This is a genomic window from Pseudomonas sp. GL-RE-26, assembly GCF_019956275.1.
Lineage (GTDB): Bacteria > Pseudomonadota > Gammaproteobacteria > Pseudomonadales > Pseudomonadaceae > Aquipseudomonas > Aquipseudomonas grandcourensis.
The window spans coordinates 662743-684969 of the sequence record NZ_JAHBDI010000011.1 but is presented as its reverse complement, the minus strand read 5'-3'; the positions used below and the strand labels follow the sequence as shown (position 1 = coordinate 684969).

Below are 22227 nucleotides of genomic sequence, written 5' to 3'. Positions count from 1 at the left end.
TGAGGTCTTTGTGGTGAACTCAGTTTTCCGGGGTCTGTTCAGCCAGGGCAACGGCGCGGAACATCGCGCGGCGCTTGTTCAGGGTTTCTTCCCATTCCAGCGCCGGCACCGAGTCGGCAACGATGCCACCACCGGCCTGCACATGCAGCTCGCCGTTCTTGATCACCGCCGTGCGGATCGCAATGGCGGTGTCCATGTTGCCGTTCCAGGCGAAGTAACCGACTGCACCGCCGTAGACGCCACGCTTGACCGGCTCCAGTTCGTCGATGATTTCCATCGCGCGGATCTTCGGCGCGCCGGACAAGGTGCCCGCCGGCAGAATCGCCCGCAGTGCATCCATCGCCGTCAGCCCTGCTTTCAGTTGCCCGGTGACGTTGGACACAATGTGCATCACGTTGGAGTAACGCTCGATCACCATCTTCTCGGTGAGCTTCACCGAGCCGATTTCCGAAACGCGACCGGTGTCGTTGCGGCCGAGGTCGATCAGCATCAAGTGTTCGGCGATTTCCTTGTCGTCCGACAGCAGGTCTTTTTCCAGCGCCAGGTCAGCCTCTTCGTTGGCGCCCCGCGGACGGGTACCGGCAATCGGGCGCACGGTGATCAGGTTGTCCTCCACCCGCACCAGTACTTCCGGCGAACTGCCGACGACGTGGAAGTCGCCGAAGTTGAAGAAGTACATGTAAGGCGTCGGGTTGAAGCAGCGCAGCGCGCGATACAGATCGATGGGGGCTGCCTTGAAGTCGATCGACATGCGCTGGGACGGCACGACCTGCATGCAGTCACCGGCCAGGATGTATTCCTTGATGGTGTCGACGGCTTTTTCGTAATCGTCCTGGGTGAAGCTGGAGCGGAATACCGGGTCAGCCGATTGCTGCTTGCTGAAGTCCAGGCCACGGCGTGGAGTGATCGGCTGACGGAGTTTTTCCAGCAGCTCTTCCAGGCGCGCGCGACCTTGTTCAAAGGCGTCTTCCTGCGCCGGGTCGGCCAGAACGATGGCGTGCATCTTGCCGGCCAGGTTATCGAACACCACCACGGCGTCCGACACCATCAGCAGAATGTCCGGTACGCCCAGCGGGTCCGGGTTCGGGCATTTGCCCAAGCGCTTCTCGACATAACGCACGCAGTCATAGCCGAAGTAACCCACCAGGCCGCCGTTGAAGCGCGGCAGGCCGGCAATGGTCGGCACGTTGTAGCGCGCCTTGAAGGCTTCGACAAAGGCCAGCGGGTCTTCCACGTCGTGGCTTTCGGTTTCGACGCCATCGACGGTCACGCTGACGTGATGATCGTGAACCCGCATCACGGTGCGGCACGGCAGGCCGATGATCGAGTAACGGCCCCACTTCTCGCCACCCTGTACGGACTCCAGCAAGTAGGAATTGGGCTCGTCGGCCAGCTTCAGGTAGATCGACAACGGCGTGTCGAAATCGGCCAGGGTTTCGCAGGCAAGCGGGATGCGGTTGTAGCCGGCAGCGGCCAAACGCAGGAATTCTTCGCGGATCATGAGGTGCCTCGTGGCTTGAGGGTCGAACAGTCAGGTATGCAAACGCGCCGGAAACCGGCCAGGATCAAGTCAGGCGCGCCAACGCCAGCGGGCCAGGGCCTTGATGACTTTCATCCAGAGTTTGCGAGTGACCACCACAATGGCGTTTCCAGAAGGGGGTTTGACAGCGTCGGCCAACGTTATCTCAGCGGCCGGATCCAGGCAACCGGGAATTAGTTTGCGCAGATCGTCGATCACCAGTGCCGGAGATTCTTCCGCGATCGGCCGACCGTGGTTATAGCCGTAGCTCAGGGCCACGCACTTGACCCCCGCCGCTTTCGCCGCCAGCACATCGCTGCGCGAATCGCCGACAAACAACGACTGCGAAGCCGGAATGTTGGCCATTTTCATCACGAAAAACAGCGCGGCCGGATCGGGCTTTTTCTGTGGCAGGGTGTCGCCGCCGATGATCCAGCGGAAATAACGGCCGATTTTCATCTGATCCAGCAGCGGCGCGACGAAACGCTCCGGCTTGTTGGTGATCAGCGCCATCTCGACGCCCTGCTTTTGCAGCCATTTGAGGGTGTCGCGTACGCCGGGGTAAACCACGGTCAACTCATGGCTCTCGCCATAAGCCTGCATGAAATGCTCCAGCGCCCGTTCGGCCTCGTGGTCATCGACCGCCGAATGATCGATAGCGCCAGCCAGCGCACGGCGCACCAGCACCGGCGCGCCGTTGCCGACCCATTCGCGTACCGCGTCCAGGCCCGCGGGCTTACGACCGAGTTTGAGCAGCATCTTGTCCACAGCCACTGCCAGGTCCGGGACCGAGTCGATCAAGGTACCGTCCAGATCGAACATCACCAGCCGCGGCAGTTGCCCCGGGAACAACTGCTCAAATCCACTCATGGGCGAGCCAGCGCCAGTTCGGAACGCATCTTGTCGATGACTTCCTGATAGTTCGGCGCATTGAAGATGGCCGAGCCGGCGACGAAGGTGTCAGCGCCAGCCGCAGCGATTTCGCGAATGTTGTTCACGTTCACGCCACCGTCGATTTCCAGGCGAATGTCACGGCCCGACGCATCGATCAGCGCCCGCACTTCACGCAGCTTGTCGAGGGTGCCGGGGATGAACTTCTGCCCGCCGAAGCCCGGGTTGACGCTCATCAACAGGATCATGTCGACCTTGTCCATGACGTGCTTGAGCACATCCAGCGGGGTCGCCGGATTGAACACCAGGCCCGACTTGCAGCCGCCGTCGCGGATCAGTTGCAGGGAGCGGTCGACGTGTTGGGAGGCTTCCGGGTGGAAGGTGATGTAGGTCGCGCCGGCTTCGATGAAGTCGCCGACGATACGGTCCACCGGGCTGACCATCAGGTGCGCGTCGATCGGCGCGGTCACGCCGTACTTGCGCAGCGCCGAGCAGACCATCGGGCCGATGGTCAGGTTGGGCACGTAGTGATTGTCCATGACATCGAAGTGCACGAAGTCGGCGCCGGCGGCCAGGACGTTGTCCACTTCTTCACCCAGGCGGGCGAAGTCGGCGGAGAGAATCGACGGAGCAATTACGAAGGGCTGCATGACGCACCTTTTCTGAGCAGAATCACGATGGCGCGCATTGTATACCTCATGCTTTGACGCGCGCACCGTGAGCGCGATGATTGGACCTTGCCATCATCCATCGACGGCAAGGCCCCTAGTACGCCGCGCGATAGATCTTTTCGATATCGACGGCACTCAACTTACGAGGATTGTTGCGCATCAAGCGCTCGATCCCCGCCGCTTCCACGGCCATGGACGGGATGGCGTCCTCGGGTACACCGAAACTGCGCAGCCCCTGGGGAATTTCCACCGCGGCACACAGTTCGGTCATGGCTTGCACGGCTTTATCGGCCGCTTCGTTGATGCTCAAGTGAGCGGTCTTCACGCCCATGGCCTCGGCGATATCCTGCATGCGTTCGATGCAGGCCATCTTGTTCCAGGTCATGACATGGGGCAGTAGCAAGGCATTACTGACCCCATGGGCAATGTTGAAGCGCCCGCCCAGCGGATACGCCAGCGCATGCACCGCGCCAACCCCGGCATTGCCGAACGCCATGCCGGCCATCAGGCTGGCAGTGGCCATATCCTCCCGGGCTTGCAGGTTCGACGGGTTGGCGTAGGCCTTGGGCAACGCCTTGGCGATCAACTTGATGGCGCCGATGGCCAGGGCATCGGTAATCGGCGAGGCGTTGACCGACAGATAGGATTCGATGGCATGCACCAGCGCATCGACGCCGCTGGCCGCCGTGACGCTGCGCGGACAGGTCAGGGTCATTTGCGGACTGACCAGCGCCACATCCGGCAACAGGTAGTCGCTGACAATGCCCTTCTTCAGTTGCGCGACCTTGTCGGAAAGGATGGCGACGTTGGTCACTTCCGAGCCGGTGCCGGCGGTGGTCGGAATGGCGATCAACGGCGGGCCTTTGCGCGGGACCTGATCGATACCGAACAGATCCTCCAGCGCACCGTGGTACCCGGCGTAGGCCGCCACGCTCTTGGCAATGTCGATGGCACTGCCGCCGCCGAGGCCGATCAAGCCGTCATGCCCACCGTCGCGATAGGCCTGCATGCAATCTTCGACGATGGCGATTTCCGGGTCCGGCAACACCCGGTCGAAAATCTCGTAACTGCGTTCGCCCAGCTGCGCCAGTGCCAGTTCAACCGTGCCGGACTTGACCAGGGCGGCATCAGTGACGATCAGCGGGTTGTCGATATCCAGGCGTGTCAGCTCGGCAGACAGCTGCTCGATGGCACCTGCGCCGGTGATCAGTTTGTGAGCGATTTTGAAAGAGGAAAGACTCATGTGCGCAGCCTCTTATAGGTAGGGGAGCTGGGCACAATAGTAGCTGGGGATTGGGCTTTGTCTGCCATTCAGGTCGTGAATGACCAAACAGACACTAGAGATCCAATGTAGGAGCGAGCCTGCTCGCGAAGACGGACTGACAGTCACTATGGATGTCGACTGAACGTCCGCTATCGCGAGCAGGCTCGCTCCTACAGTTGATTGGTGTGGAGACTTAAACCTGCGCAGTACGCAGTTTCTCGCTACGCCCACGAAGCCATTCCAGGGTCAGCAGCAGGATCACCGAGAAGGCAATCAGCAGCGTCGCGGCGGCGGCGATGGTCGGGCTGAGGTTTTCGCGGATACCGCTGAACATCTGCCGTGGCAGGGTCGCTTGTTCGGGGCCGGCAAGGAACAGCGTCACCACCACTTCATCGAACGAAGTCGCAAAGGCAAACAGCGCCCCGGAGATCACGCCCGGCGCAATCAGTGGCAAGGTCACCCGGCGGAACGTGGTCAGCGGCGAAGCGCCCAGGCTTGCCGCAGCCCGTACCAGGTTCTGGTTGAACCCCTGCAAGGTCGCCGACACTGTGATGATCACAAACGGGACACCGAGCACGGCATGCACGACGATCAGCGAGGTATAGCTGTTGCCAAATCCCAGTGGAGCGAAGGTCAGGTAACTGGCCACACCAATGATCACCACCGGCACCACCATCGGCGAAATCACTAGCGCCATCACCAGCGGCTTGCCCGGGAAATCGCCTCGGGTCAGGCCGATCGCCGCCAGCGTGCCGAAGATCATCGCCAGTACCGTCGCTGCCGGGGCCACGATGATGCTGTTCTTCAACGAACGCATCCATTCCGCCGAGGCAAAGAAATCCTGGTACCAGTGCAGCGAAAAGCCTTGCAGCGGATAGACCAGAAAACTCCCCGAGTTGAACGACAGCGGAATGATCACCAGCACCGGCAGGATCAGGAACAACAGAATCAAGCCGCAGAGAATCCGCAAGCTGTAGAACCACACCCGTTCGATGGGCGACATATAAGGACTCAGCATTTCGTTCTCCCCTTAGCTCAGGCGCAGGCGGCTTGCGCCCACCAGCCAGCTGTAAATCAGATAAAGCACGACCGTCGCGAGCAACAGCAGCCCACCGAGTGCGGTCGCCATGCCCCAGTTGATGCTGGTGTTGGTGTAGAAGGCGACGAAGTAGCTGACCATCTGGTCGTTCGGGCTGCCCAGCAATGCCGGGGTGATGTAGTAGCCGATGGCGAGGATGAACACCAACAGGCAACCGGCGCCTACACCGGCATAGGTCTGCGGGAAGTACACCCGCCAGAAACTGGCGAACGGATGGCAGCCGAGGGAAATCGCAGCGCGCATATAGGTCGGCGAGATGCCTTTCATCACGCTGTAGATCGGCAGGATCATGAACGGCAGCAGGATATGCACCATCGAGATATAGACACCGACGCGGTTGAACACCAACTCGATCGGCTTATCGATGATGCCCATGGCCATCAGGCCGCTGTTGATCAGGCCACCCGATTGCAGCAAAACGATCCACGCCGCGACTCGAACCAGAATCGACGTCCAGAACGGCAACAGCACCAGAATCATCAGCAAGTTGCTCTGGCGCGACGGCAGGTTGGCCAGCAGGTAAGCCAGTGGATACGCCAGCACCAGGCAGATCACGGTGATGACCAGACCCATCCAGAAGGTGCGGGCGAAGATGTCGAGGTAGATCGCCTGATCCGGGGTGGCCGGGGCGACTTCGCCGAGGTCGTCGATGCGATGATCGACAGCCGCCAGCAGGTAATACGGGGTAATGCTGCTGGTGTTGCGGCGTACCGCTTGCCAGTAGGCCGGGTCACCCCAACGCTCATCGAGGCCTTCCAGTGCTTCTTTATAAGAAGCCGGCTCAGTGGCGAGCGGCAAGGCGCGGGCGGTTTTGGTCAGCAGGCTGCGGTAGCCGGCCAGTTCCATGTTCAGGCGCTTGGACAGATCACCCAGGGTCTGATTCTTGCGAGCCTCGGCGAGGTCTTCGGCCGCTGCTTTATAAACCGGTTCAGCGGGCAGGCCGCGGCCGTCCCAACTGGCGATGGCGGTCACGGTGCGCGACATGCCGCCGACCACTTCCGGGTTGCCAACGCTTTTGTAGAGCAGCGCCACGATCGGCACCAGGAACACCAGCAACAGAAACAGCACCAGCGGCGCGATCAACGCCTGGGCCTTCCAGCGGTTGACCCGCTCGGCGTGCTTGAGCCGCTGCTTCAAGGTGGGGCTGGTGCCCTCGTTCAGGGGAACGGCGATAGCCATGACGTACTCCGGGAATCTTTGATCGTTACAGAGGCGGCGAACCGCCCCTGTTGTGTTGAAACACCGCAACCAGTGGGAGCGATTTATGTGGCGAGCGAGCTTGCTCGCGCTGGGCTGCGAAGCGGCCCCAAAATTCTGTTGGCAATTGCCAATTTTGTGAGTGCTGCGCACTCAAGCGGGAGCAAGCTCCCTCGCCACAAAAAACCGCGCCCACATTGGCTTGTGCTTACTTCGCAGCCCAGGCGTTGAAGCGCTGTTCCAGTTGCTCGCCGTTGTCAGCCCAGAAGCTGACATCGATCTGCACCTGGTTGGCGATGTTTTCCGGGGTGGTCGGCATGTCTTTCAGGACATCCTTGCCCAGCAGCGGTACGGCCTGGGTGTTGGCCGGGCCGTAGGCGATGTTTTCCGAATAGGTCTTCTGCTGCTGTGGCATCACCGAGTAGGCGATGAACTTCTTCGCCGCTTCAGCGCGCTTGGCATCCAGACCTTTTGGAATGGCCCATGCGTCGAAGTCGTAGATGCCGCCGTTCCACACGACTTTCAGGTTGCTTTCTTTCTGCACGGCAGCGATACGACCGTTGTAGGCCGAGCTCATGACCACGTCACCGGAAGCGAGGTATTGCGGCGGTTGTGCGCCAGCTTCCCACCACTGGATGTTTGGCTTGAGCTCATCGAGCTTCTTGAACGCGCGGTCCTGACCGTCCTTGCCGGCCAGCACTTTGTAGACGTCCTTCGGCGCAACGCCGTCGGCCATCAGTGCGAATTCCAGGGTGTACTTGGCGCCTTTACGCAGGCCACGCTTGCCCGGGAACTGCTTGGTGTCCCAGAAATCCACCCAGCTGGTCGGTGCGCTTTTCAGTTTGTCGGCGTTGTAGGCCAGCACGGTCGACCATACGAAGAAACCCACGCCGCAAGGCTGGATCGCGCCCTTGACGTAGTCTTCGGTCTTGCCGAACAACTTAGGATCAAGCTGCTCGAACATGTCTTCGTCGCAACCACGGGACAGCTCCGGCGATTCAACCTCTACCAGATCCCAGGACACGCTCTTGGTGTCGACCATGGCCTTGACCTTGGCCATTTCGCCGTTGTACTCGCCGGCCACGATCTTGCCGTTGCCTGCCGCTTCCCACGGTGCGTAGAAGGCTTTGACCTGAGCTGCCTTGTTCGCGCCGCCAAAGGACACCACGGTCAGGTCCGGGCCGGCCGCCATTGCGTGTGCCGCGCCCATCATGCCCAGTGCCAAAGCGGTGAATTTCAGGGATCTCAACATTTATTGTTCTCTCCACGTGCAGGGTTGGTGTTGGTGTTGCCGGGGCGATCAATGCGCCTCTAAAAGAGGATCGAGTGCGCGAACGTGCTCGACCTGCCAGCCAAGCGGTACCACGTCGCCGACGGCGAGCGAGGGATCAAGCTCGGCAATCGGCTGTTTCACGAAGAAGTCGGTCTTGCCGCAGACTTCCATGCGAACCCGGACGTGGTCGCCCAGATAGATGAATTCCTCGACTCGCCCGGAGAAGCGGTTGACGCATTGGTCGCTGGAGCCATTGAGGCTCACTCGCTCCGGACGAATGGACAGGGTCACCGGCTCGCCGGTCTGGCCGACGTTGACCGCCAAGGCTTCAACCTTCTCACCGCGCCCGAGCTCCACAATGCAACGGTCGCCGGTTTGGCTGTGCAGTCGGCCATTGAGGCGGTTGTTCTCACCGATGAAGTTGGCGACGAAGGTGTTTTTCGGCTCTTCGTAGAGGGTGCGCGGTGGCGCGATCTGCTGGATTTCGCCCTGATGGAACACCGCCACACGGTCGGACATGGTCAAGGCTTCGCCCTGATCGTGGGTCACGTAGACCACGGTGACGCCCAGACGCTGGTGCAGGTGCTTGATTTCCATCTGCATGTGTTCACGCAGTTGTTTGTCGAGTGCGCCGAGGGGTTCGTCCATCAGCACCAGTTGCGGCTCGAACACCAGCGCGCGGGCCAATGCCACACGCTGTTGCTGACCGCCGGAAAGCTGCGCCGGGTAGCGCTGGGCGAAGGCATCGAGCTGGACCATGCTCAACACGCGCTTGACCCGGGCACTGACGTCGCTCTTGTTCATGCCGCGTACGGTCAGCGGGAACGCCAGGTTCTCGGCCACCGTCATGTGCGGGAACAATGCGTAGTTCTGGAACACCATGCCGATGTCGCGCTTGTGCGGCGGCACGTTGTTGATGGCGCGCCCGGCCAACAGGATTTCGCCCGCGGTCGGCGTTTCGAAGCCGGCGAGCATCATAAGGCTGGTGGTCTTGCCGGAGCCGGACGGCCCGAGCAACGTGAGGAATTCGCCTTTGCGAATGTCCAGGTTGAGGTCCTTGACGATCAGGTTCTCGCCGTCGTAGCTCTTCTGCACTCCACGAAAGCTGACCAGAACATCATTGGCCCCTGCGCTTGAATCGACCTGGCTCATACCCACACCTTTGTTATTGATGACTGCTGTGGGACTAAGCCTAGTGGACGCTGGGGACCGCGCAAATCGGGGCGCAAGAGAGATTGGCCTCAGCCGGATGGAAGGTTGGGGGTAGGGATTGCCCTACAAGGATGGCGCAAATGGATAAGGCTGCTACAAGTGTCGAGCTGCAAGCCACAAAAGCGAGCAAAACGGCTGTCGCTATTGGATATGCCTGCCATCCCAAACCAGACGGAGATCCCTTGTAGGAGTGAGCCTGCTCGCGATGGCGTCTTGTCAGTCAACATTGCATTGACTGATCCACCGCGATCGCGAGCAGGCTCACTCCTACAGTTTTGATTGCGGTGTTGTTAGAGGAGCTTGTGTTCCATCGCATACTTCACCAGCTCCGCCAGCGAGGTGATGTTGAGCTTCTGCATCAGCCGCGCCTTGTGGGTACTGATGGTTTTGCTGCTCAGCGCCAGTTGCTGGGCGATGTCGTTGACGTTGGCGCCCTGGGCCAGGCGTTCGAACACGGAGAATTCGCGCTCGGAGAGTAACGAATGCAATGGACGCGAGTCGGTAAGACCGACCTCGAAAACCATGCGGTCGGCCAGTTCAGGATCGATATAACGCCCACCTGACGCCACTTTGCGAATGGCCGTCAGCAACAGCGCCGGGTCGCTGTCCTTGGTCGCATAACCGGCAGCGCCCACCTTCAACGCCCGGGCGGCCATCTGCGCTTCGTCATGCATCGACAACACCAGGATCGCCGGTGGATTGTTCAGGGCGCGAATCCGCGGAATCGCTTCCAGGCCGTTGACGCCCGGCATGGAGATATCCAGCAACACCACTTCGCAGGGCACATGACGCAACGTATCGAGCAACTGCTCGCCATTGCTCGCCTCCCCCACTACCAGCAAGTCCTTGGCCAGGCCGATCAACTGCTTGATGCCTTCGCGGACAATGGTGTGGTCTTCGGCTACCAGTACACGGATCACGTTCTTCTCCAGGTTCAAGATCTATCGCGAGCAGGCTCGCTCCCACATTTGGAATGCGTTTCCCCTGCTCGCGAAAGCGTCAGCACAGATACCAAAAATTCTTCAGGCTTCGTCCAGAGGCACGCGCACTTCTAACGTCGTGCCCTCACCCGGCTCACTCTCCAGCGACAACTCGCCGCCCAGGATCAACACCCGCTCACGCATGCCGACGATCCCAAAGGACGTTGGCCTGCCAGGCGCGGCGACAAATCCTACGCCATCATCGCTGACCGTCAGACACAACTCGCCGCCTTCAAGGGTCAGTGTCAGTTCAACAGTATGCGCCTGGGCGTGCCGCATGACATTGGTCAGCGCCTCCTGAAGGATTCGAAACAGGCCGATTGCCTTTGCATCGCTGAGCATTGGCAAATTGTCCGGCACCTGCACCAGACACGGGATCTGCGTACGCGCCTCAAATCGTCGGGCCTGCCACTCAATGGCCGAGGCGATGCCAGCGTCGAGAATCGGCGGTCGCAATGCTGTGGCCACATCGCGGACCAACTGAAACAACTGAGCGATCAAGCGCTTCATGCTGTTCAAGCGCTCGTTCAGACCCGGATCAAGCTGGGCGTAGGCCAGTTCACACATGGAGGTTTCCAGCTTCAACACGGTGAGCATCTGACCCAACTCGTCGTGAACTTCCCGGGCAATGCGCGCCTTTTCTTCTTCGCGCACGCTTTCCAGGTGCGCGGACAACTCACGCAGTTGCTCCCGGGAACTGGCCAGTTCAAGTTCGATGCGCTTGCTCTCGCTGATGTCCCAGACGATCCCGTCCCACACATAGGCGCCGTCCTCCAGCCGACGGGTGATGGCCTTGATTTCCGCCCAGCGCTGTTCGCCCTGACGCGTGAGGATTCGCCCCTGCCACGACCAGTCGCTGTCGGTATCCAGCGCATGATCCTGGGTCTGGTGATAGCTGGCCTTGTCATCCGGATGCACGAGACTGCGCAGGCCTTTATCGCGATGGGCCAGCGTGGCCGGCGAGTAACCCACCAGGCTTTCGCTGCCTTCGCTGATGTAGGCAAAGTCGATCTGATCGGTCACCGGCGCCCGCTCCAGCCGGAAGACCAGTCCCGGAACGTTGGCGGCGATGCCCTGCAGCCGCGCCTCGCTTTCCTGCAAGGCCGCCAGGGCACGACGCCGCTCGGTGACATCGTTGAGGTAAACCACCAGGTATTCGCCATCGCGAAAGCGCAGAAAACTCAACGAGACATCGGCCGGCAGGATGCTGCCATCGGCCCGCACGCAATTGGATTCGAAGCTTTGCGGGCCGTCTTCACTGGCCCGGGCGCGCTTCCACAGGTTCAGCCAACGGTCCATGTGCAGGCCAGGCTCGAAATCGATCAGGGGCCGATCGATGATCCCGCCGGCCGGATAGCCCAGCATGTTTTCCGCCGCGCGGTTGGCGTAGCGCACATGGCTGTCCCAGTTGACCCAGAGGATGCCGACGGTGCTCTGGTCGATGGAAAACTGCGTAAGTCGCAAGGCCTCTTCGCTGGCGGCGCGCAAGGCGATGTCTTCTTGCGCGGCCAGCAGGCGCAATTCCAGGCTGTGCTGCTGGCGACGCTGCCAGAACACAATGGCCATGCAACTCAACGCCAGCACGGCCAGCAACAGACAGAGGTTTTGCCAAAACCCCGGCGACTCGGTGAGCCGCGGATACTTGGGTTGCAGCCATTGATTGTGCAGTTGCTCCAGATCCTTGGCCGGGATCGCCCGCAATGCACTTTCGACGATGTCCGCCAGTTCCGGCTTGTCGCGGAGCGTGGCCACCCGCAGCAACTGCGGCAGGCCGACATCCCCCACTACCACTAATCCGGAGAACTCCGTCTCGACCGACAAGCGTCCCAGCTGCGCCTCATCGATCACCGCATAAGTTGCCTGCTGGCCGACCAATAATTGCAATGCCTGGCGCTCCATCGGTACGCCTTGCAGATTCAGGTGCGGGTAGTTGCCGCGCAGGTAATCGGCGATGGCACTGGGCATGCGCACGGCGACGCGGGTCTGGCTGTCGAGCTTTTCCAGCTCGACAGCGCCAGCGCTTTTCTGGTCGCTGACCACCAGCTGCGGCACCCGCATGTAGGGGTCGGAAAACTGCCAGAGGCGCAGCCCGCCAGGGGTCTGGGTCAGCCCCGGGGCGATGTCGATTTCGCCCTCGCGGGCCGCGGCTTCCAATTGCTCAAGGTCGGGAAAATTGCGCCAGCTCAGTTCGACATTGAGGTTTTTTGCGAGCCACTTCATCAACTCGACGTTCACCCCGGACAGGCGCTGCAAGCGGCGATCGTATTGCGCATAGGGCGCCTGCAACACCACGCCGACCCGCAACTCGCTCTGCTGCGCCAGCCAGTGCTGTTGTTTCGGGGACAGTTGGGCAATGGGCGCCGGAGGCGCGGCGGCCGCCCAGCCCATCAAGGGAAACCACAAACAGCCGATAACCCACAGGCAGCGAAAACGCATCATTGAACTCTCACACACTGACAAATACTGACCAACCCATTAGGCTGCCGGAACATCTTCTGGCCTGGAATATCCGATGCCCCCTGTCTACCGCCTGGCACTGCCAGCATTGTGCCTGTCGCTGATCCTGCCTTGCGCTTTTTCCGTCAAGGCGGCCGACCCGGCGCCCGCCGCGGAGGAAAAAACCGCCGAAGAAAAACCACTCGAACGTCAGCCGCTGCCTGAGCGCAGTCAGGAGGAAGCGGCTGCACTTGAGCGAAAAATCCCGCCTCAGGAACAGCAACAACTGCAAGCGGGCACCGACACATTCCTGGCCTTGTGGAAGCCGGCCAATACCGCCGAACCCAAAGGCGCGGTGATTATCATCCCGGGCGCCGGCGAAACCGTTGACTGGCCGCAAGCGATCGGCCCTTTGCGGCGCAAATTGCCGGATGCCGAATGGAGCAGCCTGAGTATCACCTTGCCGGACCTGCAAAGCGATGCCATTGCGCCACGAATCGTCGAAGCCGCGCCGGCACCCAAGCCCTCCGAAACCGGCAGTAAAGACTCGACCACAGCAGCCCCTATCGAACAAGTGGCCGGTGGCGAGGCCGATATGGCCGACAAGGCCATCGCCGAAACCACCGAGGAACAGTCCAAGGCAGATGCCGAGCGCATCTTTGCCCGGATCGACGCCGCGATCGCCTTCGCCGAACAGCAAAGCGCCCGCAGTATTGTGGTGTTGGGGCATGGTTCGGGCGCCTATTGGGCCGCGCGCTACCTGAGCGATAAGCAGCCATCGCAGGTCGAAAAACTGGTGATGGTTGCCGCCCGGACACCTGTGGCGGCCACGCCCGGGCTGGCAGAGCTGACCCCGACCCTGAAACTGCCGACCGCGGATATTTTCTACAAGGACAACGCGCAGGATCGCAACGCAGCACTGGAACGCCTGCAGGCCAGCAAACGCCAGAAATCATCGGCATTCAGCCAGGTCGCGCTCAAGGCGTTGCCGGATACCAAGGCCGAACAGGAGCAACTGTTCCGTCGGGTGCGGGGTTGGTTGAATCCGCAGAACCCGGCGGACTGACAGACCGAAGAGCCTTCATCGCGGGCAAGCCACGCTCCCACAGGTTTTATGCCGATCACAAAATTGCGATCGACACAAAACCTGTGGGAGCGAGCTCGCTCGCGATAGCGGCATCACTGGCGACGCAAATTTTCCGGGCTAGCGAAAATCCCGCCGCTCCCGAATCAGCGTGTAGGCGTTATGCAGTTCACGCGTTCGCTCGGTGGCTTCACGAACCTGCGTCGCCGTCGCGCCAGTGCCGGCAATCTTGTCCGGATGATGGCGACTGAGCAGGCGCCGATAAGCACGCTTGATCTGTGCCGGCTCAGCGGTGGCCGACACCCCCAAAAGCCTCAGCGCGTCCTGATAACTGGGCACGCTGTTACCCAATGGTCGCTTCTGCGGCTCATAGTCGTGGGCCAACGCCTGCACCTGATGGGATGTCCAGCCCAGCCACTTGCCCCATTGGCCGATCAATTGACGTTCACTGCTGCCGGCACGACCATCGGCCCAGACCATTCGCCAGCAGGCGCGCAACACACCTTCTGCCGCATGGGGCTGGGCACTCAGGCGACGCAGATAACCGCGCAGCCGGTCGCGGCCCGACTTGCCGCGATTGAATGCGGCAATCGCACGACGCTGGGCCGACTCGGACATGTCCAGCGAGCGCATTTCCGCCCGGGCCTGTTCGATATGCCCGGCCTTCACCTGGCCATCACACTTGGCCAGGCGCCCCAACAGGACAAACAGCAATTCATCGTTACGCAGCACCGGGCGACCGCCCAGTTTTTCCCGCAAGTGCCCCCAGCTTTGCAGGTGCAAGCGCCTGTCCAGCGCCTGCCCCAACAACGCGCCGAGCATGGCCCCCGGAATGCTGGCTATGGCAAAGCCTGCTCCGGCTCCGATCAGAGTCCCTGGCCAAAGCATCTCAGCGGCTCGCTTCTATTAATGTTTCAACTTCGGCCAGACGCTCGTGAGTGCCGACATCGACCCAGTGCCCCCTCAACTGCTCGCCGCTCACCTGCCCGTCAGCCATGGCCTTGCGCAACAGCGGCGCGAGCTTGAAGGCCCCCGCAGTGCAACCGTCGAACAGCTGCGGATGCAACACGGCGATACCGCTGTAGGTCAGAGTGGCGGCCTCCGGCTGACCATCGTGCACCTGAGTTCCGACCAGGCTGAAGTCCCCGGCCGGATGATGGGGCGGGTTGCTGGCCAGCACCAGGTGCGCCAGGCCGTTGATGGGCTGATGCAACACGCTGAAGTCGTAATCGGTCCAGATGTCGCCGTTGACCACGACAAACGCTTCATCCCCCAGCAACGGCAACGCGCGGAAAATCCCGCCGCCGGTTTCCAGGGGCTCACCTTCGGCCGAGTACTGAATGTTCACGCCATAACGCGAACCATCGCCCAGGTAGTCTTCGATCTGCTGACCGAGCCAAGCGTGATTGATCACGATGTCTATGAACCCGGCGGCGGCCAGCGCTAGCAGGTGATACTCGATGAGCGGCACACCGCCGGCAAGAACCAGCGGTTTTGGCGTGGTCAGGGTCAGCGGGCGCATGCGCTCGCCTTTGCCTGCGGCCAGAATCATTGCCTTCATGCTTGCACTCCGGCGCGCAGACTGGCCAGCAACACATCCAGCTCGGCCAGTTCAGGACGGCGAGCGATCACCGCTTCTATGTACGCAAAGAAACGCGGCACGTCGCCCAGATAACGCGGCTTGCCGTCGCGATGGCAAATGCGCGCGAAAATGCCGATGACTTTCAGGTGACGTTGCACGCCCATCAGGTCGCTGGCACGCTGGAAGTCCTCGAAGTCGGACTGAACCGGAATCCCGAGGGCACCCGCTTGCTGCCAGTAGCTTTCGAGCCAGCCGTGCACGCGCTCCTCGGGCCAACTGAGGAATGCGTCCTTGAAAAGGCAGGTCACGTCGTAGGTCACCGGGCCATACACCGCATCCTGGAAATCCAGCACACCGGGATTGGGTTCGCTGAGCATCAGGTTGCGCGGCATGTAGTCGCGATGCACCAGGACTTTTGGCTGTGCAAGGGCGCTGTCGATCAACAGTTCGCTGACCTGCTGCCAGAGCACTTGCTGCGCCGCGTCGAATTCGATGCCCAGTTCGCGCTTCACGTACCACTCGGGGAACAGCTCCAGCTCGCGACGCAGCAAGGCCACGTCATAGCTCGGCAAAGGCGCAACCATCGGCAACTGCTGGAAAGCCAGCAACGCTTGCAAGGCATCCTTGAACAAATCGTCGGCGTTTTCGCTGTCGATGACGTCCAGATAGGTCTTGTTGCCCAGGTCATTGAGCAAAAGAAAACCGCGCTCGAGGTCGTCGGCATAAATTTTCGGCACATTTATTCCGGATTTCGCCAGCAAAAAGGCGATATCCACGAAAGGTTTACAGTTTTCCTGGGGGGGCGGCGCGTCCATCACGATGAAACTTTTGCCATCGCCTTCCCAACGGAAATACCGCCGGAAACTCGCGTCGCTGCTGGCCGCAGTCAACGTGGCCGGGGGTACGACGCCCCAGCCTTGCTCGGCAAAAAGGGTCGCCAATTGTTCATCGAGCCAAACTTTCAGGTGTTGCAAGCGTACATCTTGATCAGGCATTGCAAGGGTCTCCGACGGCGCTAGCCGTCAAGCGGGTCATGCTTTATTATCCAGCATCTTTTTCAGACCATCGAGAGGCGTGCGGCCCACACCGCGGGCAGATGGCACGCAGGAAGCCCGGACTAATAAGATGGCATTGAAATCCCCCGCGTTTCGTAAAAAATTTCCGTTGTTGGTTACCGGCAGTTTGCTGGCGCTGCAACCCCTTGCCACTTCCTACGTGGTCGCCGCGGAACAGTTTGACTGCTCAGTCTCTGCTTCGGGTTCCTGGGACTGTGCGCCAAAGACGCCGGCGGCTGCATTGCCACCGCGTCCCGTCCATGACGGCAGCGCAGTTTCCGCCACCGGTGAAGCCCCAGCCGAGAACGGTTCCAGCGAAGACGTCGGCGCCAAGCCGGTGCTGGTCACCGAATCCAAAGGCCGTGGCCTGAAGTCGCGTAGCGCAGACTACAGTCACCTCGATTGGGTTCCCCGCGAGCAGCTCACCGCCGCACAATTGGCCGAAACCGGTCCTTATTGCTCTGGTTCCTATATCGAACCGATTCGTCCTGGCATGAATGACAAGACGGATAAAAGTGATGCTCCCACCTTTATCGGCGCAAAAGCCTCCCGCTATAAGCAGGATGAGCAGGTCGCGACCTTGGCCGGTGACGTTGTCATGCGTCAGGGCAGCATGCAGGTCGAAGCCGACGAAGCCAACCTGTACCAGGCCGAGAGCCGTGGCGACCTGAACGGCAACGTGCGCATTCGCGACAACGGCGCCTTGATCGTCGGCGACCACGCCGACGTGCAGCTCGACACCGGTGAAGCCAAGGTCGATAACGCCGAATACGTGATGCACAAATCGCGCATCCGCGGTAATGCGCTGTACGCCAAACGTGCCGAGAACGCGATCATCCGCCTCAAGGACGGTACGTACACCACGTGCGAACCGAACAGCAACGCCTGGCAGCTCAAGGGCAACAACATCACCCTGAACCCGGCCACCGGTTTTGGTACTGCGACCAACGTAACGCTGCGGGTCAAGGACATTCCGGTCCTGTACACGCCGTACATCTATTTCCCGATCGACGACCGTCGCCAATCCGGCTTCCTGCCGCCGACCATCGGTACCGGCAGCGATACCGGCTTCGCGCTTGTCACACCTTACTACTTCAACCTGGCACCGAACTACGACGCCACGTTGTACCCGCGCTACATGGAAAAGCACGGCTTGTTGATGGAAGGCGAATTCCGCTACCTGACCAAGTCCAGCGAAGGCCAGTTCGGTGCGTCGTACCTCAACGACGAAAGCGACGAGCGCGACAAGCAGTCCGACGCCGAGAAAACCCGCTACATGTACAACTGGCAGCACAGGGGTGGTCTCGACTCGCGAGTGCTCACGCAAGTCGACTACACCAAGATCAGCGATCCGTATTACTTCCAGGATCTGCAAACTGACCAGATCGGCGTGAAAAGTGCTGACTACGTAAACCAGCAAGGTTCCGTCAGCTATCGTGGCGACAACTATGTGGCTCGCGTGAACGCTCAGGCTTATCAGCTGGCGACCGTATCGAACATTACGCCGTATGACCGCTTGCCGGAGATCACCTTTGATGGTGCGCTGCCGTATCATCCGAACGGTCTGAATTTTTCGTACAACACCGAAATCGTGCGGTTTGACCGGGATCTGCAGAAGGGCAATTACTCCGATGAAGACGGTAATGTAACCCCACGTCTGGACACCAACGTTGTAGGCCTGGCACGCGCCACTGGCGACCGCCTGAATCTCGCGCCCGCCGTCAGCTTGCCGATGAACGCGACTTACGGCTTCCTGACACCGAAGCTCAAGTACCAGTACACCCAGTACCAACTGGAGCTGGACAACACTGGCAAAGCTCAGATTGCCAGTCAGAACGCAGAACAGGACAGTCTCCTGGGAACATTCGACAGCAACCAGAACCGGGGCGTACCGATCGCCAGCATCGACAGCGGCCTGTACTTCGATCGCAATACCCAGTATTTCGGCAAGAACTATCGCCAGACTCTCGAGCCGCGTCTGTTCTACCTGTACGTGCCTGAGGTCGACCAGGAAGATATCCCGGTATTCGATACCAGCGAATACACCTTCAACTACTCGTCGCTGTTCCGTGACAACCGCTTCTCCGGCTCCGACCGTGTCGGCGACGAGAACAAACTATCCCTGGGCCTGACCAGTCGCTGGATCGAAGACAACGGCTTCGAACGTCAACGCATCAGCGTCGGCCAGGCCTTGTATTTCAAGGACCGCGAAGTTCAATTGCCGGGTATCGATGCAAAAACCCGCAAGGATACCCAGGCCAACGTTTCGCCTTACGCCCTGGAGTACGAATATCGCTGGAACCGCGACTGGCGTACCACGGCCGACTACAACTGGGACCCGGACAGCCGCAGCCCTCGCTCGGGCAGCGCGATGTTCCATTACCAGCCTGAAGACAACCCGAACAAGGTCATCAACGCCGGCTATCGCTATCGCAACGACCAGGTCCGTTATGATCAGAACACTGGTAAGTGGACCGTGGGTGGGGGGGATTACGGCGTCCCCGGCCAGCCTGGCTACGTGAAGGATTACTACAAGATCGAACAGCACGACTTCTCGGTGATCTGGCCGATCGTGCCGCAATGGAACGCCATCAGCCGCTGGCAGTATGACTACAACCGCAACCGTACCCTGGAAGCCTTCGGTGGCTTCGAGTACGACAACTGCTGCTGGAAACTGCGCCTGATCAACCGTTACTTTGTTTCCTATGACGAGTTCAGTCAGGAAGCACCGCAAAACGAAAAAGGCGACCATGGCGTCTTCCTCCAAATTGTTCTGAAGGGACTCGGCGGCCTGACTGGCGCCAAAGTAGAGAGCTTCCTCGACAAAGGCATTCAAGGTTATCGTGAACGTGAAGACCAAGCTTTCTGATTGTCTGCGCCCGCTGATGCTGGGCGCGCTGTTCCTGAGTACTGCGGCAAGCGCTGCAGTGCAGTCCATCGATAAAGTGGTGGCCATCGTCGACAACGACGTGGTCATGCAGAGCCAACTGGACCAACGGGTTCATGAAGTTCAGCAAACCATTGCCAAGCGTGGTTCTGCCGTGCCGCCGGCCAGCGTGCTGGAGCAGCAGGTACTTGAGCGCCTGATCGTCGAAAACCTGCAATTGCAGATCGGCGAGCGCTCCGGCATCCGCATTACCGACGAAGAGTTGAATCAGGCTGTCGGCACCATTGCCCAGCGCAACAACATGTCGGTCGAGCAGTTCCGCGCCGCCCTGACTCGCGACGGCCTGTCCTACGACGATGCGCGTGAGCAGATTCGCCGCGAAATGGTCATCAGCCGTGTACGTCAGCGTCGGGTCGCCGAACGCATCCAGATCTCCGAGCAGGAAGTGAAGAACTTCCTGGCATCCGACCTGGGCAAAATGCAGCTGTCTGAAGAGTTCCACCTGGCCAACATCCTGATTCCTACACCGGAAAGCGCCAACTCCGACGCGATTCAGAGTGCAGCCAAGCAGGCCGATGCAATTTACCAGCAGCTCAAGCAAGGCGCTGACTTCGCTCAGTTGGCAATCGCCAAGTCCGCCAGCGAAACCGCACTGGAAGGTGGGGAAATGGGCTGGCGTAAAGCCGCTCAATTGCCTCCGCCGTTCGATCGCCTGCTGAGCACCATGCCGGTGGGTGACGTCACCCAGCCAATGCGCACCCCGGGCGGCTTCATCATCCTGAAGATCCTCGAAAAGCGTGGCGGCCAGACCCAGATGCGCGATGAAGTGCATGTGCGCCACATCCTGGTCAAACCGAGCCCGATTCGCGACGAAGCAAAAACCAAGGCCCTGGCTGAATCGCTCTACAGCCGAATCGAGGCTGGCGAAGACTTCGGCGAGCTGGCGAAAAGCTACTCGGAAGACCCGGGTTCTGCCCTCAACGGCGGCGACCTGAACTGGATCGACCCGAACGCACTGGTGCCCGAGTTCCGCGAAGTGATGGCCAAGACCCCGCAAGGTCAGCTGTCCAAGCCGTTCCAGACTCAATACGGCTGGCATGTCCTGGAAGTCCTTGGCCGTCGCGCCACCGACAGCACTACACAGGCTCGCGAGCAGCAAGCAATGACCGCTTTGCGTAACCGCAAATACGACGAAGAGCTGCAAACCTGGCTGCGTCAGATCCGTGACGAAGCGTACGTGGAAATCAAACTCCCTGGCACCGACCAGGCAGCGCAGTGAAACCCCAACGTTTCGCGCTGACACCCGGCGAGCCGGCCGGCATAGGTCCCGACCTGTGCCTGCTGCTCGCCTCGCAAGCCCAGCCTCACCCCCTGATTGCCATTACCAGCCGCGACCTGCTCATTGAGCGGGCCGCGCAACTGGGTGTGGCTGTCGATTTGCTGCCGGTCACACCGGACAACTGGCCGGATGCACCCGCGCCAGCCAACAGCCTGTATGTCTGGGATACACCGCTCAAAGCCAAGGTCGTCGCCGGGCAACTGGACAAGGCCAATGCCGCCTTCGTACTGGAAACCCTGACCCGCGCCGGCCAGGGCTGCCTGGACGGAGATTTCGCCGGCATGATTACCGCGCCGGTGCACAAGGGTGTCATCAACGAATCCGGCATCGCCTTTTCCGGGCACACGGAATTCCTCGCCGACCTGACCCACACCGCGCAAGTGGTGATGATGCTGGCCACACGCGGTTTGCGCGTGGCCCTGGTGACCACTCACCTGCCCCTTCGCGAAATTGCCGACGCAATCACGCCGGAGCGTCTGGAACGCGTCACGCGAATCCTGTATGCCGACCTGCAAAACAAGTTCGGCATCGCCCGGCCACGCATCCTGGTCTGCGGGCTCAACCCCCATGCCGGCGAAGGCGGACACCTGGGCCATGAAGAAATCGATATCATCGAACCCACATTAGAGCGCCTGCGCGGCGAGGGCATGGACCTTCGTGGCCCCCTGCCCGCCGACACTCTGTTTACCCCCAAATATCTGGAGCACTGCGATGCAGTGCTGGCGATGTACCACGACCAGGGCCTGCCGGTGCTGAAGTACAAAGGCTTCGGCGCGGCAGTCAACGTGACCCTCGGCTTGCCGATCATCCGCACATCGGTCGACCACGGCACAGCCCTGGACCTGGCCGGCAGCGGCAAGATCGACACCGGCAGCCTGCAAGTCGCCCTGGAAACCGCCTACCAGATGGCCGAGACCCGTTTATGACCGAGCACTACCAACACAAGGCGCGCAAACGCTTTGGCCAGAACTTCCTGCACGATGCCGGCGTTATCGACCGCATCCTGCGCTCCATTCATGCCAAGGCAGAAGACCGCCTGCTGGAAATCGGCCCGGGCCAGGGCGCACTGACCCAAGGCCTGCTCAGCAGCGGCGCGCAACTCGATGTGGTGGAACTGGACAAGGACCTGATCCCGATCCTCAACCAGCAGTTTGCCGGCAAGAGCAACTTCAACCTGCATCAGGGCGATGCACTGAAGTTCGACTTCAACAGCCTGAATGCCGCGCCTGGCAGCCTGCGTGTGGTCGGCAACCTGCCGTACAACATCTCCACGCCGCTGATTTTTCACCTGCTGCACAACTCGCACCTGATCCGCGACATGCACTTCATGCTGCAAAAGGAAGTGGTCGAACGCCTGGCCGCTGGGCCTGGCGGCGGTGACTGGGGTCGCTTGTCGATCATGGTTCAGTACCATTGCCGGGTCGAGCACCTGTTCAACGTCGGACCGGGCGCGTTCAATCCGCCGCCGAAAGTCGACTCGGCCATCGTGCGCCTTGTGCCCCACGCGGTACTGCCACACCCGGCCAAGGATCACCGCCTGCTGGAACGCGTCGTGCGCGAAGCTTTCAACCAGCGCCGCAAAACCCTGCGCAACACCCTCAAGCTGCTGCTGAGCAATGCCGAAATCGAAGCCGCCGGCGTCGATGGCAGCCTGCGCCCCGAGCAACTCGACCTGGCCGCGTTCGTGCGCCTGGCTGACAAGCTCAGCGAACAAAAGCCTGCCGCTGACTGACAGGCG

18 protein-coding genes are annotated in these 22227 nt (G+C 60.7%); 5 read left to right on the top strand and 13 right to left on the bottom strand.

All coding sequences use genetic code 11. The annotated features are described in order from the left end of the window. Positions 1-19: 19 nt before the first annotated feature. From trpE to KGB07_RS10600, 10 genes are all read right to left on the bottom strand, one after another. The gene (trpE, locus tag KGB07_RS10645) at positions 20-1501 is read right to left on the bottom strand and encodes an anthranilate synthase component I (RefSeq protein WP_223465340.1); all 1482 of its coding nucleotides are present in this window, start codon (positions 1499-1501) and stop codon (positions 20-22) included. Between the two features lie 69 nt (positions 1502-1570). Then, positions 1571-2389, bottom strand: coding sequence for a phosphoglycolate phosphatase (locus KGB07_RS10640; RefSeq protein ID WP_046039502.1), 819 nt, complete (start codon positions 2387-2389; stop codon positions 1571-1573). Further along, positions 2386-3060 carry a ribulose-phosphate 3-epimerase gene (rpe, locus tag KGB07_RS10635; protein ID WP_046039500.1) on the bottom strand — a complete coding sequence of 225 codons (675 nt, stop codon included), beginning with the start codon at positions 3058-3060 and terminating at the stop codon, positions 2386-2388. Before rpe ends, KGB07_RS10640 begins: the two co-directional genes overlap by 4 nt. A 115-nt stretch (positions 3061-3175) precedes the next feature. Further along, complete coding sequence (locus tag KGB07_RS10630) at positions 3176-4324, bottom strand: iron-containing alcohol dehydrogenase (RefSeq protein WP_046039498.1); 1149 nt, start codon at positions 4322-4324, stop codon at positions 3176-3178. A gap of 214 nt (positions 4325-4538) precedes the next feature. Further along, positions 4539-5363 (bottom strand): ABC transporter permease, encoded by an 825-nt coding sequence (locus KGB07_RS10625; RefSeq protein WP_046039496.1) that lies wholly within the window; start codon positions 5361-5363, stop codon positions 4539-4541. Between the two features lie 12 nt (positions 5364-5375). After that, on the bottom strand, positions 5376-6623 hold the full coding sequence (locus KGB07_RS10620) for an ABC transporter permease (RefSeq protein WP_223465338.1): 1248 nt from the start codon (positions 6621-6623) through the stop codon (positions 5376-5378). A gap of 226 nt (positions 6624-6849) precedes the next feature. Then, complete coding sequence (locus KGB07_RS10615) at positions 6850-7893, bottom strand: ABC transporter substrate-binding protein (RefSeq protein ID WP_223465336.1); 1044 nt, start codon at positions 7891-7893, stop codon at positions 6850-6852. Positions 7894-7941: 48 nt separating this feature from the next. Further along, positions 7942-9066: an ABC transporter ATP-binding protein gene (locus KGB07_RS10610; RefSeq protein ID WP_046039490.1), complete on the bottom strand. Its 1125-nt coding sequence runs from the start codon at positions 9064-9066 to the stop codon at positions 7942-7944. 350 nt (positions 9067-9416) lie between these two features. Continuing rightward, positions 9417-10046 carry a response regulator transcription factor gene (locus KGB07_RS10605; RefSeq protein ID WP_008051638.1) on the bottom strand — a complete coding sequence of 210 codons (630 nt, stop codon included), beginning with the start codon at positions 10044-10046 and terminating at the stop codon, positions 9417-9419. Between the two features lie 102 nt (positions 10047-10148). Then, positions 10149-12545, bottom strand: coding sequence for a PAS domain S-box protein (locus KGB07_RS10600; protein ID WP_223465334.1), 2397 nt, complete (start codon positions 12543-12545; stop codon positions 10149-10151). A gap of 73 nt (positions 12546-12618) precedes the next feature. On the opposite strand from KGB07_RS10600, the gene KGB07_RS10595 reads away from it, so the two are divergent. Next, on the top strand, positions 12619-13608 hold the full coding sequence (locus KGB07_RS10595) for an alpha/beta hydrolase family protein (protein WP_223465332.1): 990 nt from the start codon (positions 12619-12621) through the stop codon (positions 13606-13608). A gap of 138 nt (positions 13609-13746) precedes the next feature. Here KGB07_RS10595 and KGB07_RS10590 read toward each other — a convergent pair whose 3' ends face one another. The 3 genes from KGB07_RS10590 to KGB07_RS10580 are packed head-to-tail and all read right to left on the bottom strand — an operon-like array spanning position 13747 to position 16203. After that, on the bottom strand, positions 13747-14514 hold the full coding sequence (locus tag KGB07_RS10590; RefSeq protein ID WP_046039485.1) for a TerB family tellurite resistance protein: 768 nt from the start codon (positions 14512-14514) through the stop codon (positions 13747-13749). 1 nt (position 14515) lies between these two features. After that, positions 14516-15187: an N-acetylmuramate alpha-1-phosphate uridylyltransferase MurU gene (gene murU / locus KGB07_RS10585; RefSeq protein WP_046039484.1), complete on the bottom strand. Its 672-nt coding sequence runs from the start codon at positions 15185-15187 to the stop codon at positions 14516-14518. After that, positions 15184-16203: an aminoglycoside phosphotransferase family protein gene (locus KGB07_RS10580; protein WP_223465330.1), complete on the bottom strand. Its 1020-nt coding sequence runs from the start codon at positions 16201-16203 to the stop codon at positions 15184-15186. Before KGB07_RS10580 ends, murU begins: the two co-directional genes overlap by 4 nt. 130 nt (positions 16204-16333) lie before the next feature. Here KGB07_RS10580 and KGB07_RS10575 point away from each other — a divergent pair, with 130 nt between their 5' ends. From KGB07_RS10575 to rsmA, 4 genes are read left to right on the top strand one after another with little or no spacing between them, the layout of a single operon-like run. Next, a complete protein-coding gene (locus tag KGB07_RS10575; RefSeq protein WP_046039482.1) occupies positions 16334-19132 on the top strand; it encodes an LPS-assembly protein LptD in 2799 nt (932 codons plus the stop codon). Beyond that, positions 19113-20429 carry a peptidylprolyl isomerase SurA gene (gene surA, locus KGB07_RS10570; RefSeq protein WP_404942351.1) on the top strand — a complete coding sequence of 439 codons (1317 nt, stop codon included), beginning with the start codon at positions 19113-19115 and terminating at the stop codon, positions 20427-20429. Before KGB07_RS10575 ends, surA begins: the two co-directional genes overlap by 20 nt. Continuing rightward, complete coding sequence (gene pdxA, locus KGB07_RS10565) at positions 20426-21415, top strand: 4-hydroxythreonine-4-phosphate dehydrogenase PdxA (protein ID WP_046039481.1); 990 nt, start codon at positions 20426-20428, stop codon at positions 21413-21415. The genes surA and pdxA overlap by 4 nt, the downstream gene beginning before the upstream one ends. Then, entirely contained in the window at positions 21412-22221 is an 810-nt protein-coding gene (gene rsmA / locus KGB07_RS10560; RefSeq protein WP_046039480.1) for a 16S rRNA (adenine(1518)-N(6)/adenine(1519)-N(6))-dimethyltransferase RsmA, read from the top strand. Before pdxA ends, rsmA begins: the two co-directional genes overlap by 4 nt. Positions 22222-22227 lie beyond the last annotated feature (6 nt).

Excerpts from the sequence above, each read along its gene's own strand:
- KGB07_RS10600 (WP_223465334.1), bottom strand. The coding sequence starts at position 12,545 with ATGATGCGTTTTCGCTGCCTGTGGGTTATCGGCTGTTTGTGGTTTCCC.
- rpe (WP_046039500.1), bottom strand. The coding sequence starts at position 3,060 with ATGCAGCCCTTCGTAATTGCTCCGTCGATTCTCTCCGCCGACTTCGCC.
- rsmA (WP_046039480.1), top strand. The coding sequence starts at position 21,412 with ATGACCGAGCACTACCAACACAAGGCGCGCAAACGCTTTGGCCAGAAC.
- KGB07_RS10640 (WP_046039502.1), bottom strand. The coding sequence starts at position 2,389 with ATGAGTGGATTTGAGCAGTTGTTCCCGGGGCAACTGCCGCGGCTGGTG.
- KGB07_RS10595 (WP_223465332.1), top strand. The coding sequence starts at position 12,619 with ATGCCCCCTGTCTACCGCCTGGCACTGCCAGCATTGTGCCTGTCGCTG.
- KGB07_RS10630 (WP_046039498.1), bottom strand. The coding sequence starts at position 4,324 with ATGAGTCTTTCCTCTTTCAAAATCGCTCACAAACTGATCACCGGCGCA.
- murU (WP_046039484.1), bottom strand. The coding sequence starts at position 15,187 with ATGAAGGCAATGATTCTGGCCGCAGGCAAAGGCGAGCGCATGCGCCCG.
- KGB07_RS10580 (WP_223465330.1), bottom strand. The coding sequence starts at position 16,203 with ATGCCTGATCAAGATGTACGCTTGCAACACCTGAAAGTTTGGCTCGAT.
- KGB07_RS10625 (WP_046039496.1), bottom strand. The coding sequence starts at position 5,363 with ATGCTGAGTCCTTATATGTCGCCCATCGAACGGGTGTGGTTCTACAGC.
- KGB07_RS10575 (WP_046039482.1), top strand. The coding sequence starts at position 16,334 with ATGGCATTGAAATCCCCCGCGTTTCGTAAAAAATTTCCGTTGTTGGTT.
- KGB07_RS10610 (WP_046039490.1), bottom strand. The coding sequence starts at position 9,066 with ATGAGCCAGGTCGATTCAAGCGCAGGGGCCAATGATGTTCTGGTCAGC.
- trpE (WP_223465340.1), bottom strand. The coding sequence starts at position 1,501 with ATGATCCGCGAAGAATTCCTGCGTTTGGCCGCTGCCGGCTACAACCGC.
- KGB07_RS10590 (WP_046039485.1), bottom strand. The coding sequence starts at position 14,514 with ATGCTTTGGCCAGGGACTCTGATCGGAGCCGGAGCAGGCTTTGCCATA.
- KGB07_RS10620 (WP_223465338.1), bottom strand. The coding sequence starts at position 6,623 with ATGGCTATCGCCGTTCCCCTGAACGAGGGCACCAGCCCCACCTTGAAG.
- KGB07_RS10615 (WP_223465336.1), bottom strand. The coding sequence starts at position 7,893 with ATGTTGAGATCCCTGAAATTCACCGCTTTGGCACTGGGCATGATGGGC.